The 16,139-nt window shown below is 66.7% G+C and carries 17 protein-coding genes; 12 read left to right on the top strand and 5 right to left on the bottom strand.

Features of this window, described 5'->3' with window-relative positions:
• The first annotated feature begins 4 nt into the window (after positions 1-4).
• Both exbD and SriyCCGPB3_RS17565 read left to right on the top strand, forming a co-directional pair.
• The gene (exbD, locus tag SriyCCGPB3_RS17570) at positions 5-430 is read left to right on the top strand and encodes a TonB system transport protein ExbD (RefSeq protein WP_110713538.1); all 426 of its coding nucleotides are present in this window, start codon (positions 5-7) and stop codon (positions 428-430) included.
• Positions 427-1,146 (top strand): energy transducer TonB, encoded by a 720-nt coding sequence (locus tag SriyCCGPB3_RS17565; RefSeq protein ID WP_350259565.1) that lies wholly within the window; start codon positions 427-429, stop codon positions 1,144-1,146. The genes exbD and SriyCCGPB3_RS17565 overlap by 4 nt, the downstream gene beginning before the upstream one ends.
• A 78-nt stretch (positions 1,147-1,224) precedes the next feature.
• Here SriyCCGPB3_RS17565 and SriyCCGPB3_RS17560 read toward each other — a convergent pair whose 3' ends face one another.
• Positions 1,225-3,252 carry a sodium-translocating pyrophosphatase gene (locus SriyCCGPB3_RS17560; RefSeq protein WP_071228169.1) on the bottom strand — a complete coding sequence of 676 codons (2,028 nt, stop codon included), beginning with the start codon at positions 3,250-3,252 and terminating at the stop codon, positions 1,225-1,227.
• A gap of 308 nt (positions 3,253-3,560) precedes the next feature.
• On the opposite strand from SriyCCGPB3_RS17560, the gene SriyCCGPB3_RS17555 reads away from it, so the two are divergent.
• Complete coding sequence (locus SriyCCGPB3_RS17555) at positions 3,561-4,064, top strand: hypothetical protein (RefSeq protein WP_153854462.1); 504 nt, start codon at positions 3,561-3,563, stop codon at positions 4,062-4,064.
• A gap of 72 nt (positions 4,065-4,136) precedes the next feature.
• Here SriyCCGPB3_RS17555 and SriyCCGPB3_RS17550 read toward each other — a convergent pair whose 3' ends face one another.
• On the bottom strand, positions 4,137-4,526 hold the full coding sequence (locus SriyCCGPB3_RS17550) for a DUF488 domain-containing protein (RefSeq protein WP_110713534.1): 390 nt from the start codon (positions 4,524-4,526) through the stop codon (positions 4,137-4,139).
• 119 nt (positions 4,527-4,645) lie between these two features.
• A complete protein-coding gene (locus SriyCCGPB3_RS17545; RefSeq protein ID WP_153854460.1) occupies positions 4,646-5,902 on the bottom strand; it encodes a 6-phosphofructokinase in 1,257 nt (418 codons plus the stop codon).
• A gap of 136 nt (positions 5,903-6,038) precedes the next feature.
• Here SriyCCGPB3_RS17545 and SriyCCGPB3_RS17540 point away from each other — a divergent pair, with 136 nt between their 5' ends.
• From SriyCCGPB3_RS17540 to SriyCCGPB3_RS17530, 3 genes are all read left to right on the top strand, one after another.
• The gene (locus tag SriyCCGPB3_RS17540; protein WP_110713530.1) at positions 6,039-6,602 is read left to right on the top strand and encodes an adenylate kinase; all 564 of its coding nucleotides are present in this window, start codon (positions 6,039-6,041) and stop codon (positions 6,600-6,602) included.
• Between the two features lie 331 nt (positions 6,603-6,933).
• The gene (gene mpl, locus SriyCCGPB3_RS17535) at positions 6,934-8,298 is read left to right on the top strand and encodes a UDP-N-acetylmuramate:L-alanyl-gamma-D-glutamyl-meso-diaminopimelate ligase (RefSeq protein ID WP_110713528.1); all 1,365 of its coding nucleotides are present in this window, start codon (positions 6,934-6,936) and stop codon (positions 8,296-8,298) included.
• Positions 8,295-8,873 (top strand): LON peptidase substrate-binding domain-containing protein, encoded by a 579-nt coding sequence (locus tag SriyCCGPB3_RS17530; RefSeq protein WP_110713526.1) that lies wholly within the window; start codon positions 8,295-8,297, stop codon positions 8,871-8,873. Before mpl ends, SriyCCGPB3_RS17530 begins: the two co-directional genes overlap by 4 nt.
• Before the next feature lie 123 nt (positions 8,874-8,996).
• Here SriyCCGPB3_RS17530 and SriyCCGPB3_RS17525 read toward each other — a convergent pair whose 3' ends face one another.
• Positions 8,997-10,994: a bifunctional DedA family/phosphatase PAP2 family protein gene (locus SriyCCGPB3_RS17525; RefSeq protein WP_153854459.1), complete on the bottom strand. Its 1,998-nt coding sequence runs from the start codon at positions 10,992-10,994 to the stop codon at positions 8,997-8,999.
• An 85-nt stretch (positions 10,995-11,079) separates the two neighbouring features.
• On the opposite strand from SriyCCGPB3_RS17525, the gene SriyCCGPB3_RS17520 reads away from it, so the two are divergent.
• The 4 genes from SriyCCGPB3_RS17520 to SriyCCGPB3_RS17505 all read left to right on the top strand — a co-directional run bounded on the left by SriyCCGPB3_RS17520 (position 11,080) and on the right by SriyCCGPB3_RS17505 (position 13,261).
• Positions 11,080-11,742 (top strand): serine/threonine-protein kinase, encoded by a 663-nt coding sequence (locus SriyCCGPB3_RS17520; protein ID WP_110713522.1) that lies wholly within the window; start codon positions 11,080-11,082, stop codon positions 11,740-11,742.
• 14 nt (positions 11,743-11,756) lie between these two features.
• Positions 11,757-12,245: a DUF2867 domain-containing protein gene (locus SriyCCGPB3_RS17515; protein WP_429000800.1), complete on the top strand. Its 489-nt coding sequence runs from the start codon at positions 11,757-11,759 to the stop codon at positions 12,243-12,245.
• A gap of 183 nt (positions 12,246-12,428) precedes the next feature.
• The gene (locus SriyCCGPB3_RS17510) at positions 12,429-12,758 is read left to right on the top strand and encodes a hypothetical protein (protein ID WP_164161139.1); all 330 of its coding nucleotides are present in this window, start codon (positions 12,429-12,431) and stop codon (positions 12,756-12,758) included.
• Positions 12,758-13,261 (top strand): hypothetical protein, encoded by a 504-nt coding sequence (locus tag SriyCCGPB3_RS17505; protein ID WP_180854331.1) that lies wholly within the window; start codon positions 12,758-12,760, stop codon positions 13,259-13,261. Before SriyCCGPB3_RS17510 ends, SriyCCGPB3_RS17505 begins: the two co-directional genes overlap by 1 nt.
• Before the next feature lie 141 nt (positions 13,262-13,402).
• Here the strand turns inward: SriyCCGPB3_RS17505 and SriyCCGPB3_RS17500 are convergent, their stop codons facing one another.
• Positions 13,403-14,086 (bottom strand): hypothetical protein, encoded by a 684-nt coding sequence (locus SriyCCGPB3_RS17500; RefSeq protein WP_164161135.1) that lies wholly within the window; start codon positions 14,084-14,086, stop codon positions 13,403-13,405.
• Positions 14,087-14,194: 108 nt separating this feature from the next.
• On the opposite strand from SriyCCGPB3_RS17500, the gene SriyCCGPB3_RS17495 reads away from it, so the two are divergent.
• Together SriyCCGPB3_RS17495 and SriyCCGPB3_RS17490 are read left to right on the top strand one after the other, a co-directional pair.
• Positions 14,195-15,013, top strand: coding sequence for an SDR family oxidoreductase (locus tag SriyCCGPB3_RS17495; protein ID WP_180854330.1), 819 nt, complete (start codon positions 14,195-14,197; stop codon positions 15,011-15,013).
• A 93-nt stretch (positions 15,014-15,106) separates the two neighbouring features.
• The gene (locus SriyCCGPB3_RS17490; protein ID WP_153854454.1) at positions 15,107-16,099 is read left to right on the top strand and encodes a YiiG family protein; all 993 of its coding nucleotides are present in this window, start codon (positions 15,107-15,109) and stop codon (positions 16,097-16,099) included.
• Positions 16,100-16,139: the final 40 nt, after the last annotated feature.

Here is a 16,139-nt window from a genome sequence, read left to right as displayed (position 1 = left end):
GACGATGGCGATCAGGACCGCGTCCGGCCGTGACGATGCACCGGAAGAAGCGCACGAGATCAACGTCACGCCCTTCATCGACGTGATGCTGGTACTGCTGATCATCTTCATGGTGGCCGCACCGCTGGCCACCGTGTCGGTGCCGGTCCAGCTGCCGGCCAGCAATGCCAGCGCCACGCCGCCGGAACAGGCGCCGGTGTACGTGACCGTGCAGGCCGATCTGTCGGTGCGCGTTGGCGAGCAGCCGGTGGCGCGCGAGGGACTCGCTGCCGCATTGAAGGCCGCCACCCACGAAGACACCGCACAGCGCATCTTCCTGCGTGCCGATACCCGTGTGCCCTATGGCGAACTGATGGCCACGCTGGATGCGCTGCGCGCGGCCGGCTACCTGAAGGTGGCGCTGGTCGGCCTGGAGCAGGGCGCACGATGAGTGGACTGCGGCGCTGGGCGACCAGCCTGGCGATCGTGCTGCTGGTGCATGCGCTGTTGATCGGCGCGGCCTGCTGGTGGGCGGCCCGTGCGCCAGCACTGGCTGCAACGGCGCCGCCCGCGGCACTGATGCTGGAACTGGCGCCGATGGCGCAGGCACCGCCGGTGCCGCCGCGCGAGGTCGCCACCGGGCCGCTGCAGCAGCAACAGCAGCGGCAGGCGCCGACGCCGGCCCTGCGTGAACAGCCCAAGGCGCCGGTGCAGCCGCAGGGCGACCTGCCACCGCCGCGTACACCGGAGCCGACGCCGTCGCCGGACACCGCTGACGCCAACGTCGCGCAGACCAGCGCACCGCCGCAGGTGGCGGCTGACGCGGCTACACGCTACACCGCACCGCAGACCACGGCGGGTGAGCGCAGTCGTGCCGAGGCGACCTGGGAAGGACGCCTGCTCGGGCATCTGCAGAGGCATCGGCGCTATCCGCGCCAGGCCGAGCGGCTGCGCCAGCAGGGCGTGGTCTACGTGCGCTTTGCCGTGGCCCGCGATGGCGCGGTCTCGGGGTTGAAACTGGGCCGCAGCAGTGGCTTCGTGCTGCTTGACCAGGAGACGCTGGACACCGTGCAGCGCGCCAGCCCGGTACCGGCGCCGCCGGCCGACGTGGCCGGCGACCCGGTGGAAGTGATGGTGCCGGTGTCGTTCTTCCTGCGCGGGCGGTGATTGACGATGGGGTCGGAGCCCTTTCCGCAGGAAAGGGCTCCGACCCCGTCGGGCTGATCATCCACGCATGGCGTGGATCTACAACAGCGGCACCAGCAGCAGTGCCACGATGTTGATGATCTTGATCAGCGGATTGATTGCCGGGCCGGCCGTGTCCTTGTACGGGTCACCGACGGTATCGCCGGTCACCGCGGCCTTGTGCGCTTCGCTGCCCTTGCCGCCGAAGTGGCCGTCCTCGATGTACTTCTTGGCGTTGTCCCAGGCACCGCCGCCGGTGGTCATCGAGATGGCCACGAACAGGCCGGTTACGATCGTGCCGATCAGCAGGCCGCCCAGTGCGCGCGGCCCCAGCAGCAGGCCGACCACCACCGGCACCGCCACCGGCAGCAGCGAGGGCACGATCATTTCGCGGATCGCCGAGCGGGTCAGCATGTCCACCGCCTTGTCGTACTGCGGCTTGCCGGTGCCCTGCATGATGCCGGGGATCTCGCGGAACTGGCGGCGAACCTCTTCCACCACCGCACCGGCGGCGCGGCCGACCGCTTCCATCGCCATCGCACCGAACAGGTAGGGAATCAGGCCGCCGATCAGCAGGCCGATGATCACCGTGTGGTCGCTGAGGTCGAAGCGGAATTCCTGCCCGGGATGCGCGGCCTGCAGGTTGTGGGTGTAGTCGGCGAACAGCACCAGTGCCGCCAGCGCCGCCGATCCGATCGCGTAGCCCTTGGTCACCGCCTTGGTGGTGTTGCCAACTGCATCCAGCGGATCGGTGATGTCGCGGATCTCCGAGGGCAGCTCGGCCATTTCGGCGATGCCGCCGGCGTTGTCGGTGATCGGTCCGTAGGCATCCAGGGCGACGATCATGCCGGCCATCGACAGCATCGCGGTGGCGGCGATGGCGATGCCGTACAGGCCGCCCAGCGCGAATGCGCCCCAGATCGCCGCACACACCGCCACTACCGGCAGCGCGGTGGACTTCATCGAGATGCCAAGGCCGGCGATGATGTTGGTGCCATGCCCGGTGGTCGAGGCCTGCGCCACGTGCTGTACCGGCTTGTACTGGGTGCCGGTGTAGTACTCGGTGATCCACACGATCAGGCCGGTCAGCACCAGCCCGATCAACGCGCAGCCATACAGCGCCATCGGCCCATGCACGTTGTCACTCATCAACCCGGTGGTGATCGGGTAGAACGCGATCGCAGCCAGCACGCCGGAGACGATCACGCCCTTGTACAGCGCACCCATGATCGAACCGCCCGGCTTCACCTTGACGAACAGCGCGCCAATGATCGAGGCGATGATCGACACGCCGCCCAGCACCAGCGGATACAGCACCGCGTTGGCGCCGGCCTCGGCCAGCATCAGGCTGCCCAGCAGCATGGTGGCGATGACAGTCACCGCATAGGTCTCGAACAGGTCGGCGGCCATGCCGGCGCAGTCGCCGACGTTGTCACCGACGTTGTCGGCGATCACCGCCGGGTTGCGCGGGTCGTCCTCGGGAATGCCGGCTTCGACCTTGCCGACCAGGTCGGCACCGACGTCGGCGCCTTTGGTGAAGATGCCACCGCCCAACCGCGCGAAGATCGAGATCAGCGAGGAGCCGAAGGCCAGGCCGACCAGGGCATGCAGCGCCTGTTCCATCGGCAGGCCCATGCGCAGCAGCAGTGCGTAGTAGCCGGCCACGCCCAGCAGGCCGAGTCCGACCACCAGCATGCCGGTGATCGCACCGCCGCGGAAGGCGACGTCCATTGCGGCGCTGATGCCGTGGCGTGCAGCTTCGGCAGTGCGCACGTTGGCGCGTACCGACACGTTCATGCCGATGTAGCCGGCGGCGCCGGACAGCACCGCGCCGACCGCGAAACCAATCGCGGTGTACCAGCTGAGGAAGATGCCGACCAGCACGAACAGCACCACGCCGGCGACGCCGATGGTCAGGTACTGGCGGTTGAGGTAGGCACGCGCACCTTCCTGGATCGCGGTGGCGATCGCGATCATGCGTTCATTGCCGGTGGGTTGGCGCAGGATCCAGCGCGCCGAGACGATTCCGAACAGGATCGCGAGAATGGCGCAGCCCAGCGCCAATGACAGCCCGTGACGTTCCAGCATTAGACCCCTCCGCAGAATGGATGTAGGCATCCAGTGGCGATGAACGGCACCACGAGGGGGACGACGGGCTGCAGCCTGGAACCAACCCGTACCGACCTTGGTGGTCGTCCGACGTATGGCGGTGTTCAGCATTCCCTGGTGCCCGCAGTATGCGTGCCGCGCACTGTAGAGTCGAGCCGTGCTCGACTGGCTCCTGCGAACCGCGGCGCATGCCGCCAGTCCATGGGCATGATTCGAAAGCTGCAGGCCTTTGCACCCCGTTAAGCCAGCCTCTGCAAGCCTGCGCGGAGTCCTGAAGGAGATCCCCCATGCGCCTGTCCCTGTTGATGCTTGCCGCCCTGGTCCCGGCCGTACCGGCACTCGCCGCGGAAACCCCGGAGCTGCAGCGCGCCGTGGGTGCCCCCCAGGCCGTGGGCGCGGTGCACACCCTGCGGCAGATTCCCGAGGCCTGCGCGCGCCTGGAAGGTGCCTTCACCGGTCAGGCGGCCGAGCCGTATCGCTTCTCCGCCGTGCGTACCAGCGAGCAGTGCCAGCCGCGCGCGCGCTTCGTCGACTACGCCAAGGCGCAGCCAAGCGCCGACAAGGGCTGGAAGCTCAATGATGTGATCCGCGTTCCCAGCGCCGCCTGCCCGGCACAGCAGGCCGTGGTGCGGGTATGGCGCCTGCCGTCGAGCAACAAGGTCGAGCTGGACGGGCAGGGCCAGTCGCGCATCTATCTGGAAGAGGCCAAGAAGCAGGCCGCCGCCGGCCAGATTCCGCAGGTGACGATGTTCGCCGCGCAGCTGCAGATGGAAGGCAAGGCCTGCAATTGAAATTGCGTGGGCGGTGTACCCACGCGGTCATCCACGCATAGTGCCGGCCGCTGGCCGGCAACCCTGCGATCTTCACTCCGCCAGCGTCGCCCCGCGCGCCACCAGCAGCTCGCGCAGGGCCCTGCGATGGCAATGCGCTTCATCCTCGCAGTAGCACCCCACGCTGATGTCGCTGTGTTGTGACATCGCGGCCAGCAGGTCCAGCGCGTGGGCCGCATCGGGCGCCTTCATCTCGGCCCTGTAGTGGCGGAAGAACGCATTCCAGTCGGCCGCGGTTTTTGCCTCGTGCGCCTGCTTCACCAGTTCCGCGCTGGGTGACAGGGTCGGGAACCAGACGTCGTACCAGTCCTGTGTCGCGAATTCGCTGCGTGGCACGCCGCGCGGTGGTCGTCGCACGGTACCGATACGCAGGCCCTCGCCGGGAGCGCGCGGCGTACCCAGTCGAACAACTCGCAGTGCCAAGGTGTGCCTCCACTAAAAAGGGGACGGAGGGGATTAAGTCGTATCCGACCCACTGCTGACGCTGTAGGAGATGACGGAGGGGCAGATGCGACTTAATCCCCTCCGTCCCCTTTTTCGGCTCAGCCCTCGAAGGCTGGCAGCTTCTGCTTCACCGCCACGTTCTTCAGGGTGACGTACTTCGGCAGGCCGTCGCTGCCGTACGGCAGTGGTGCTTCGCCCTTGATCAGCGGCGACAGGTAGGCGCGTGCCTTGGCGGTGATGCCGAAGCCATCGCGGCGGATGAAGCCTGCCGGCATCTTCTTCTCGTGGTTGGCGATCTTCGACAGCGGCGCGGCTTCGATCTTCCAGCGGTACGGCGCATCGCTGCTGCGCACGATCACCGGCATCACGCCGTTCTGTCCCTTCAGTGCCAGCTGCACGGCGGCCTTGCCCACCGCCTGCGCCTGCTCCCAGTCGGTCCTGCTGGCCAGGTGGCGGGCCGAGCGCTGCAGGTAATCGGGCAGCGCCCAATGCACCTTCAGGCCGAGCTGGTCCTTGACCCGTCCCGCAAGGTGGGCCGCCACGCCACCCAGCTGCGAATGACCGAACGAGTCCTTGCCGCCACCAGCGTCGGCGACGAAGCGGCCATCGGCGGTCGCGATACCTTCCGAGGCCACCACCACGCAATAGCCGACACGTTCGACCACGGCCTTGACCTTGGCCAGGAACACCGCCTCGTCATAGGCGCGCTCGGGCAGCAGGATGATGTGCGGCGCTTCGTCATCGCCGTTGCCGGCCAGGCCGGCGGCCGCGGCCAGCCAGCCGGCGTGACGGCCCATCGCCTCGTAGATGAAGACGCGGGTGGAGGTCTCGGCCATCGCCGCCACGTCCAGCGCCGCCTCGCGCACCGACACTGCGGTGTACTTGGCGGCCGAGCCGAAGCCGGGGCAGGTGTCGGTCACCGCCAGGTCGTTGTCGATGGTCTTGGGCACGCCGATGCAGGTCAGGTCGTAGCCGGACGCCTTGGCCAGCTGCGAGACTTTCAGCGCGGTATCGGCCGAGTCGTTGCCGCCGTTGTAGAGGAACCAGCGCACGTCGTGGGCCTGCAGGACCTCCAGCAGGCGGTCGTAGCGGGCACGGTCGGCGTCCAGCGATTTCAGCTTGACCCGGCACGAGCCGAAGGCGCCGCCCGGGGTATGGGCCAGCGCGCGGATGGCCGCAGCGCTCTCCTTGCTGGTGTCGATCAGTTCCTCGCGCAGCGCGCCGAGGATGCCGTTGCGGGCGGCCAGGACCTTGATGCCCTTGGCCCGGGCCTGCTCGATCACCGCTGCCGCCGTGGCGTTGATGACGGCGGTGACGCCGCCGGACTGGGCGTAGAGGAGAGTACCGTTGCGCATGCTTCTACCTGCTCGGGGGAGGGGACATTGCAGGGACATTACCCGGATGCGGTAAAGTGGCGCTATTGCGGTGCAGCGATACCGGTCCGTCCGGGACGCGAACCTTCTTTGTTTTCAACACGTTGGAGTCAGGTCAATGCGATTGGTTCTGTTGGGACCGCCCGGTTCGGGCAAGGGGACACAGGCGACGCGCCTGAAGGAAAAGCTGGGGATCGCCCACATTTCGACCGGTGACATGCTGCGCGCGGAAATCGCCGCCGGCACGGACCTGGGCAAGCAGGCCAAGACGGTGATGGATGCCGGCAACCTGGTGTCGGACGACATCCTGCTGGGCATGCTGGAGTCGCGCCTGACCCAGGCTGATGTCGCCAAGGGCTTCATCCTCGATGGCTACCCGCGCAATGTGGCCCAGGCCAATGCGATGGACGGCCTGCTGGCCAAGATCGGCCAGCCGCTGGATGCCGTGGTGCAGCTGGACGTGGCCACCGAGCTGCTGGTCGACCGTATTGCCGGTCGTGCCAAGGAGCAGGGGCGCGCCGATGACAATCCGGAAGCGGTGCGTCAGCGCCTGCAGGTCTACAACGACCAGACCGCTCCGGTGGTCGACTTCTACGCCGGCCGTGGCACCCTGGCCCGCGTCGACGGCGTCGGTGAGCTGGACGAGATCGAAGCCCGCATCCTGGCGGCGATCAAGGCCTGATCCGGCCGGGCCGGCGCGAGCTGCCGGCCCCTCGGGCGCAAAAAAACACAGGCCTGGTCCGCGAGGATCAGGCCTGTGTCGTTTGATAGGCGCCAGCAGAGGGCTTGCTCAGGGCCCCGCAGCATGAGCTCCCTTGGGGATGGCCTCTTGGGGAGTAGGACCGGTTCGGGTACTGCGGCTGGCAGTTCGAATTGTGTCCGGGTTCACAGAACATCGCTATCGGGAATTCCCTGACAGAAGATTGGAGTTTTCTCACATCCCGTGTAGGACTTGTCTTACCCGGGAGCGGACATTGGCCCTATACAGCCGTCATCGGTCACAATCCTCGGTCATGAGCAGCGTACATATCCTTGCAATCGCCGGCACCTTCATGGGCGGCGTGGCCGCCCTGGCGCGGGAACTGGGCCATTCGGTCAGCGGCAGCGACCAGGCCATCTATCCGCCGATGTCGACCCAGCTCGAGCAGCTGGGCATCACCCTGGACCAGGGCTACCGCGCCGACAGCGTGCCGGCCGGGACGGACGAAGTGGTGATCGGCAACGCGCTCTCGCGCGGCAACGCAGCCGTGGAAGCCGTGCTCGATGCTGGCCAGCGTTACATTTCGGGCGCGCAGTGGCTGTCCGAGCAGGTGCTGCCGGGCCGCGACACGCTGGCCGTGGCCGGCACCCACGGCAAGACCACTACCACCACCATCCTCACCTGGCTGCTGGAAAGCGCCGGGCGATCGCCGGGCTTCCTGATCGGCGGCGTCGCCGAAGATTTCGGCGTCTCCGCCCGCCTGGGCCAGGGCCGCGAGTTCGTGGTCGAGGCCGACGAGTACGACACCGCGTTCTTCGACAAGCGCAGCAAGTTCGTGCACTACCGGCCGCTGGTGGCCATCCTCAACAACCTTGAATACGACCACGCCGATATCTTCCCGGACGTAGCCGCGATCCAGCGCCAGTTCCACCATCTGGTGCGCACGGTGCCGGCGCGTGGCCGACTGATCGTCAACGGCGAGGACCCGCATCTGGCCGAAGTGCTGGCGATGGGCTGCTGGACCCCGGTCGAGCGCTTCGGATTCGATCCGTCGCTGGAATGGCACGCCGAACTGCTGGCCGCCGATGGCAGTGCCTTCCGCGTGCACCATCGCGGCCAGGCACTGGGTGATGTGCAGTGGTCGCTGCTGGGCCGCCACAACGTGCTCAACGGCCTGGCCGCGCTGGCCGCCGCGCATGCGGTGGGCGTGGCACCGGCCGACGTGATTCCGGCACTGGCGCGCTTCCGCAGCGTCAAGCGCCGCATGGAAGTGATCGGCAGCCATGACGGCATCACCGTCTACGACGACTTCGCCCATCACCCGACCGCGATCGCCACCACGCTGGAAGGCCTGCGTGCCAAGGTCGGCGATGCGCGCATCGTGGTCGCGATGGAACCGCGCAGCAACTCGATGCGACTGGGCGCACATGCGCAGGCCCTGGCACCCTCGCTGGCGCTGGCCGATGAAGTGGTGTTCCTGCATCGCCCGGAACTGGTCTGGGATGCCGCTGCGGTGATCGCCGCGGTGCGCGGCGAAGCACACGCGGTACCGGATACCGACGCGTTGCTGGCGCAACTGCAGGCCAGCGCGCGCAGCGGCGACCACGTGGTGTTCATGTCCAACGGTGGCTTCGACGGCGCGCCGCGTCGCTTCCTCGCCGCCCTGCAGGCCCGATGAGCGTCGACGATTCGCTGCCGCTGTTTCCGCTGCACACCACGCTGGTACCGGGTGCGGCGGTGGGCCTGCGCGTATTCGAGCGCCGCTACCTGGACCTGGTCCGCGATAGCGGCCGCAGTGGTGAGGGGTTTGGCGTCTGCCTGATCCTCGATGGCCAGGAGGTCGGTGCACCAGCGACGCCGGCCGCCTATGGCGTGCAGGTGCGTATCGAAGACTTCGATGTCGGCGCCGACGGCGTGCTGCAATTGCGCCTGCGCGGCACCCGCCGCTTCCACGTCGAGCGCACCCGCGTGCGCGACAACGGCCTGGTGGTGGCCGACGTGCGCTGGTGCGAGGAAGACCCGGACGATGAACTGCGGCCGCAGCACGCGCTGCTGGCCACGCTGCTGGGGCACATCATCGAACAGGCTGGCGAGGCCTATGCGCCGGCCAACCCGGCACTGCTGGACCAGGCCAGCTGGGTCGGCTGGCGGTTGGCCGAACTGCTGCCACTGAGCGAGCAGCAGCGCCTGCAGCTGCTGCAGATGGACGACCCGCACCAACGCCTGCAGCAGTTGCTGGGCTGGATGCCATAGCAGCCATCCACGCATGGCGTGGATCTGCTGTACAGCCGAGCCTATGCTCGGCTTGATGGATCCCGCGAAGAGCAGCCGAGCATGGGCTCGGCTCTACAGTGGGTGATCGCGCACCGGTGCCGGTCAGGGCGCGGTTGTCTTCAACCGCAGCACCGGCAATCCGGTTTCGCTGTGCACATCCTCGTGCTGCGGCAAGCCCTGTACGGCTTCCTTCACGGCATTCATGGCCGGGTCGACGCCACGCAGCGGGTGCCACATGCCGATCCATTCGAAGTGGCGCTCGTAACGCAGTGTCTGTGCGCTGCCCAGCCACAACGGCGTGTTGCCCGGCTGCAGCTGCGCAGGCGCCGGCCACAGGCGCAGCACGTAGCGCTCATCCGGCTGCGCGCCCTGGCGCACCATCAGCAATGCTTCCACGCGGGTGTCCAGCGTTGCCGGCAACACCGGCAGCTCGTCGGCGCCGGTGTTCTTGTCCAGCATCAGCAGCGCCTGCTGCCAGCCGGCCTGCTCCTGCCGCTTCCAGCCACGGGCTTCCAGCTGTGCCTGCAGCGGCGCCAGCGGGCCCGCCACCTGCACGTCCAGCGGCCAGCGCTGGTCGTCGTCGAACTCGTTGCGGCGCGCCGGCAGCGTGGCCCAGTCGTGCTGCCACCACGCCTGCATGTCCATCGCCTGCGGTGCCGGCAGGGTCGGCTCGAAGCGTTCCAGCTTCACCGGAATATGGCGCGGTGCGTACCACATCGCCGCCACGGCGAAGACGCCGTAGAACAGCCAGGCCACCGGCTTCACCCAGAACGAGCGGTTGAAGCGGCGGCGGTAGGCGATGCCCAGCACCAGCAGCCAGAACGTGCCGAACAGCATGCCGCCGATCACATCGCTCAGCCAATGCGCGCCCAGGTACAGGCGCGAGAAGCCGATCAGGCTGACCACGATGCCCGACACCAGGTACGGCCAGACGCGGGTGCGGCCGGGCATCTCGCGGGCGATCAGCACTGCGAAGAAACCGAAGGTGATGGTGGCCATGGTCACCGACACCGACGGGAAGCCGAAGCCGCTGCTGGCGTCGACCGGGCGCACCACATCCACGGTGGCACCGAGCAGCATGGTCAGCGCCAGGCCGAAGGCAAGCGCGGCCAGCCAGTGCGCGGCGGCCATCCAGCGCCGGCGCCAGATCAGGTAGCCCATCGCCGCCGCCGTGGCCGGCAGCAGTACCTGCCAGGCCCCCAGCGACGCCAGCGCGGCCATCGGGTAGTCGGCCAGCGGGTTGCGCAGTGCCAGCATGGCCTGGTGCACCAGCAGGTCGATCGCCAGCGGCTCGCCGTGTGCGACCACCACGGTCAGCAGCGCGAACCAGCCCCAGCCCAGTACCAGCAGCATCAACGCCAGCATCGCCAGCGGCACCGATTCGCGGCGCTTGGGATCAAGCACGCCGACGGTGTAGCGGCCCAGCGTCGGGTGACGATTGGACCAATCCAGCAGGCGCGCCAGCCAGTTGTCCATGCGCGCGGCCGACCAGCGATAGCCGTACAGCACGATGGCCCAGACCAGGCCGAGGATCACCGCCAGCAGGCCGACCACCACCACCAGACGCCCGGCCACCGCCGCGACTGCGTCGTAAGCTTCGCCAAGAATCCAGCCCGGCGCCAGGAACAGCACCGCCCAGGAGATGCTGGCGATGCCGCTGGCCTGCACGTAACGGCTGGCGGGCATCTTCATCATGCCGGCGATGGCCGGCACGAACGGTCGGATCGCGCCCACGTAGCGTGCGATCAGGATGCTCTTGAAGGCATTGCGGCGGAACAGGTTCTCACCGCGGTCGAGCAGCTGCGGGTAGCGGCTGAACGGCCACACGCCGCGCAGGCGGTCACCCCAGCGGCGGCCGATCCAGTAGCTGATGCCATCACCGGCGAACGCGCCCAGTGCCGCTGCCGCCACCGCGTACGGCCCGGAGATCTGGCCCAGGCCGATGAACACGCCCACCGCGAACAGCAGCGGCAGCGCCGGCACGATGGCGCCAAGAATGATCACCGCATCGCAGAAGGCGATGAGGAAGATAACGGCACCCGCCAGCACGGGGTGAGCGGCAATCCACGCGAGCGTGGCGTCGATCCATGAAGAGTCCATTGCCCGATTATAGGGGCGTGAAGGTGACTGGTTCCCAGCCGCTTCGTGACCGTTTGCAACCGTCGCCATCGCCTAGAATGGGCCCATGCCGCATTCGCCAGACGCTCCACCGCACGCATTGAAGGCCGACAGCTTCGGCCAGATCCTTCTTGTGAAAGGGCCCGATGGCCCCTTCGTGCGCCGTGATCTGGGCGCCACGCCGCTGTGGCTGCGGCTGCCGGCCTGGTGGCTGGCCCGCCGCGAAGCACGCGCGCTGCGCCACATCCACGGCATGGCCGATGTGCCGCAGCTGCTGGCGTGGGATGGCCGTCATCTCGACCGCAGCTTCATGGCCGGCGATGCCATGTACCAGCGCCCGCCGCGTGGCGATCTGGCCTGGTTCCGCTCGGCGCGTCGGCTGCTGCAGCAGCTGCACCGCAATGGCGTGGCCCACAACGATCTGGCCAAGGAAGCCAACTGGCTGGTCACCGAAGACGGTCGTCCAGCGCTGATCGACTTCCAGCTGGCGGTGATCGGCAACCCGCGCTCGCGCTGGATGCGGCTGCTGGCCCGCGAGGACCTGCGCCACCTGCTCAAGCACAAGCGCATGTATTGCCGCGAGTCGCTCACCCCGGTGGAGAAGCGGTTGCTCAAGCGCACCTCGTGGGTGCGCGAACTGTGGTTTGCTACCGGCAAGCCGGTCTATCGCTTCGTCACCCGCCGCATCCTGCATTGGGAAGACAACGAAGGGCAGGGGCCGAAGCCGTGAGCAGTGCGTCCGTCGTGAGCAGGCCGCCAACTGCCTGCAGTGTGCTGCGTGCGCAGTTGCCCGGTGCCGACTTCGTGCACGCCTGCCAGGCGACGACCCGTCGCGATGGGCGCTCGGCCTTGCAGGCCTATCGCGATATGGCGGCGACCATTCCCGGCTGGTTCGATGGGCTGATGGCGCTGCGCAATCGCGGCATGCGCCTGCTCGGCATGAAGCACCTGGGCTCGTTGCGTGCGGTGCAGGTTGTTGAGGATCCGCAACCCGGCCAGCGGCTGGGCATCTTCACCCTGCAGTCGCTGGACGACGATGCCATCGTGCTGGAAGACGACGACCGCCATCTTCGCGTGCAGCTGGCGCTGCAGTGGCAGGGTGACCTGCTGGAGGTGGCGACGGTGGTGCATACGCACAACGCGTTCGGGCGCGTGTACATGCTGCCGGTTGCGCCCGTGCATCGGCTGATCGTGCCGCATCTGCTGGAGAAGCAGGTGCGGTTGTACCGGTAGATCCACGCCATGCGTGGGTGCTGTTCGCAATTCAATGATTGCGCACAGACGCCAGATAATTGGCGCTGAGAACATCTTTCATCTGCTCGTGGTACTCACCTAGAATCGAGAGCGAGAGAGTCGCATGGAAGCGTCGTCGCGCCGCCCTTGCGCGGGCTCGCATGCGGACGCGAGGGGAATGCTGTGAGTCGATTTTCTGCTTGGCAGTACCGCGCTGTTGCGGTACTGGTGCTGTGTGTGGGTGCGGGAACGGTCTCGGCGGTCCAGCCGTATCAGGAGAATCGCAAGCTCATCGAGTCCGCGCAGAATCTGACCGCGCTGAAGGACGATCTCTTTGGTGAGAGTGTCAGCCTCTACAACGGCAAGACCGCATTTGCCGTGACCGATGTCAGCCTTCCCGGCAACAACGCACTGCCTGTGCAGATGCGGCGTCGCTTCAGCGTCGAGATGGATCTGGTGGGGGCTGGAAACTTCAACGCCAACATCGAGGGAACCGGCGGAAAGGTGAGATGATGATTGATTCTGATGAATTGGCTGATGTGGCGAAAACTATTGCTTGGTACAAGAGCAATTTCTTCGAAGGCTGTGAAGAGGACTTTGTTGCAGACTTTATGGTTTTTTGTTGGCAGGCGGTTGATCCCGGTCGCGTCGCTTCCCTGGATTTGGATGACGAAACTGTAGATGCATGTGCCAATATGCTCTCTGAGTTGAAGCTCTTCGTTGATGAGAAACGCGGGAAATGGGGGGTGGCTGGTTTCTGGAGGCGCTACATCGATTGGGCGGATTACGCCATAGATTTTCCGCTTGATGAGTGCAGGCGATTCATGCGAGAGACTGTTGGTTATCTTGAGCCCTCATTTTTCGTATTTACGGCCACCGGTGGTGCCGAGATGAGGTCCGAGGCAATGGCGATTTTTGCCGAGTACTCACAGTCCGGCAAGGCGCGGGCTACCTATGTTAGATCGGTAATTGAAAGCCGGTTGGCGACTGAATCATTCTATCGACGATCCCTTTGATTCTCTCCGTCGCGAAATATGAGGTACTGCCGCTCTGGTCGTCGTTCGGCTTTTGGTCAGGGGAAAGCCAATATCCACGGTCCGCTCGGTCGATGTCGCCGGGCATGGCCCGGCGACCACAGCATCGCGACGCTCAACGCCTTACGGCGTCGCCGGCACCACCTGCTGGCCGATGAAGTTGCGCTTGGCATCGAAGTCATAGGCGATCTGCAACTGCCCCACATCCGGGCAGGCGTGGCAGTCGCGCAGCGGCGTGCGGTACAGCAGGCGGATGCCGCCGTTATCCAATGGCGAAGCGCCGGCCGACTGTGCCGGCGCGAACGGCGTGGCCTGCGGGCTGGCCTTCAGCAGTTCCTGCACGGTCGGGTCGGCACGCAGGGTGTCGTCCAACTGCACGGCATCCACGTCGATGCGCTTGCCGCTGGCATCGACCAGTCGCGTGCCCTCGTTGGTATTGGCGCGGAAGGGATACTCGACCGTGGCAATGCCCAGCCCTTCGTTCTCGTGCCAGGCGGTCACATAGGCCAGCTCACCGCCGCTGGACAACTGCTCGGCGGCAGTGATGGCATCGGTGCTGGCGCCACCCGCGCGCATCGCATCGCGCAGGCAATCACGGGTCGCAGCATTCTCGCCCTGGCGGCAGGCGTTGAGGTCGCCATCCCAGACCACCGCCTCGCTCCAGCGCATCTTGCCGTCGGCGGCGGCCTTCTCCGCGCTGGGCGCGTCACCGGCGGGCGGCTCCTTTCCGGGTTCCGGCGAACGGCCCTGGCAGGCAGTCAGCAGGGCAAGCCCCAGGGCAGGCAGCAACAGGCGGGAACGGCGCATGGCGTGGACCTCGTGCGTTGTCTGGAGGCCTGAGTATCGTCAAGGCCGGGTGAACTCCGCGTCGGCGCGGCATACTAGCGGCTCATTGCATACGCTGGAGTGTGGAACGTGGGCAGTCTGCAGGGCAAAACCCTTTTCATCACCGGTGCCTCGCGTGGCATCGGCCTGGCCATCGCACTGCGCGCCGCGCGCGACGGCGCCAACGTGGCCATCGCGGCCAAGTCGTCGGTGCCGAATCCGAAACTGCCGGGCACCATCCACAGCGCTGCCGAAGCGGTAACGGCGGCCGGCGGCCAGGGCCTGGCCCTGAAGTGCGACATCCGCGAGGAAGAGCAGGTGCAGGCGGCGGTGGCGGCCACGGTCGATACCTTCGGTGGCATCGACATCCTGATCAACAACGCCAGCGCGATCTGGTTGCGCGGCACGCTGGATACGCCGATGAAGCGTTTCGACCTGATGCAGCAGGTCAACTCACGCGGCAGCTTCCTGTGCGCGCAGGCCTGCCTGCCGTACCTGCAGCAGGCGCCGAATCCGCACATCCTGACCCTGGCACCGCCGCCGAGCCTGGCGCCGAAGTGGTGGGCACCGCACACCGGCTACACGCTGGCGAAGATGGGCATGAGCTTCGTCACCCTGGGCCTGGCCGCAGAATTCGGTCCGCAGGGCGTGGCGGTGAATGCGCTGTGGCCGCGCACGGTGATCGCCACCGATGCGATCAACATGATTCCGGGCGTGGATGCGGCCGGCTGCCGCACGCCACAGATCATGGCCGATGCCGCCCATGCGGTGCTGGTGCGCGAAGCGGCCGGCTTCCACGGCCAGTTCCTGATCGACGATGAAGTGCTGGCGCAGGCCGGTGTCACCGATCTTTCCGGCTATGCAGTGGATCCGTCGCGCGCGTTGTTGCCGGACCTGTTCCTGGATTGACCGCGCGTCGCCGGAAGAGGCCGAGGGCTGCGACCCTCGGCCTGCTGCGCTAGAATGCGTGGCTGTAATCGTTTTCAACAAGGATGTGAGCACATGTCACGCACTCTTTCCGTCGCGGCGCTGGCCGCTTCGCTGTCGTTGATCCTGACCGCCTGCGGTGGCAAGGCCCCCGCAGCTGCAGGCGGCGCCGCTGCCTCCGGCACGCCGGAGGCCAGCGCGGCCCCGTCCGATACACAGCAGCAGTTGACCGCCAAGCTCAACGCCTACATCGGCTGCTTCAACGCGCTGGATTCGAAAACCCACGGCAGCATCCAGTCCTACACGCGCTGGATCAAGGATGTCGACGCTGGCCCGACCGGACGCGAGACGCACGTTTACGGTCCGTTCGAGATCAGCGGCTACGACATGAAGCAGTGCGACGCTCCGGTGACCGAGGCGATTGCTGCCAAGCCGGCGCTGGCCGATCTGGATGCCGCTGCAGGCCATTACCAGCAGGCGCTGAAGGCGCTGGTGCCGCTCAGCAAGGACGCGCATGACTACTACGATCGCCAGGACTACGAAGACGACCAGTTCGCCAAGGGCAAGCAGCTGCACGCGCCCTTGATGGCCGCTTTCAAGGATTTCGTGGCTGCCAGCGAAACGTTCAATGCCGAGCTGGAGCGCCAGAACGATGCTGCCCAACGCGAGCAGCTCAAGGTTCTGGAGCAGGCCGAGGGGCGCACGCGCGAGTACTACCGTCTGGCGATGATGCTGGAAGCCAAGGCCATCATGGATCTGATGAGCGAGGATGATTTCGATCAGGCCAAGGCCCGCGAACGCCTGGATGCCTTCAACCGCATTTCCGATGAAGCGCACGCCAAGGTTGCCGACCAGGAACCGGGCAAGTCGGACTGGGAAGGCTTCGAACGAGGGGCCGAGAATTTCCGGCGCGAAGGCAAGGAGCGGCTGCAGCGCGTCAGCGAGAAGAAGCCTTACACCGATTTCGAACGACGCATGCTTGATTCGCCGTCGATGGCGCCGCGTGGCTCTGCCAACAAGCTGATGCAGGAATACAACACGCTCGTTTTCCAGAGCAACCGCCAGTAGCGCTCCCGCTCATCGCGTGATCAGCGAGCGCCGGTGTACA

The organism is Stenotrophomonas riyadhensis (genome assembly GCF_040256885.1).
Taxonomy (GTDB): Bacteria; Pseudomonadota; Gammaproteobacteria; order Xanthomonadales; family Xanthomonadaceae; genus Stenotrophomonas; species Stenotrophomonas riyadhensis.
Note: the sequence above shows the minus strand (reverse complement) of the source record. Positions and strands in the feature narration are given on the sequence as shown.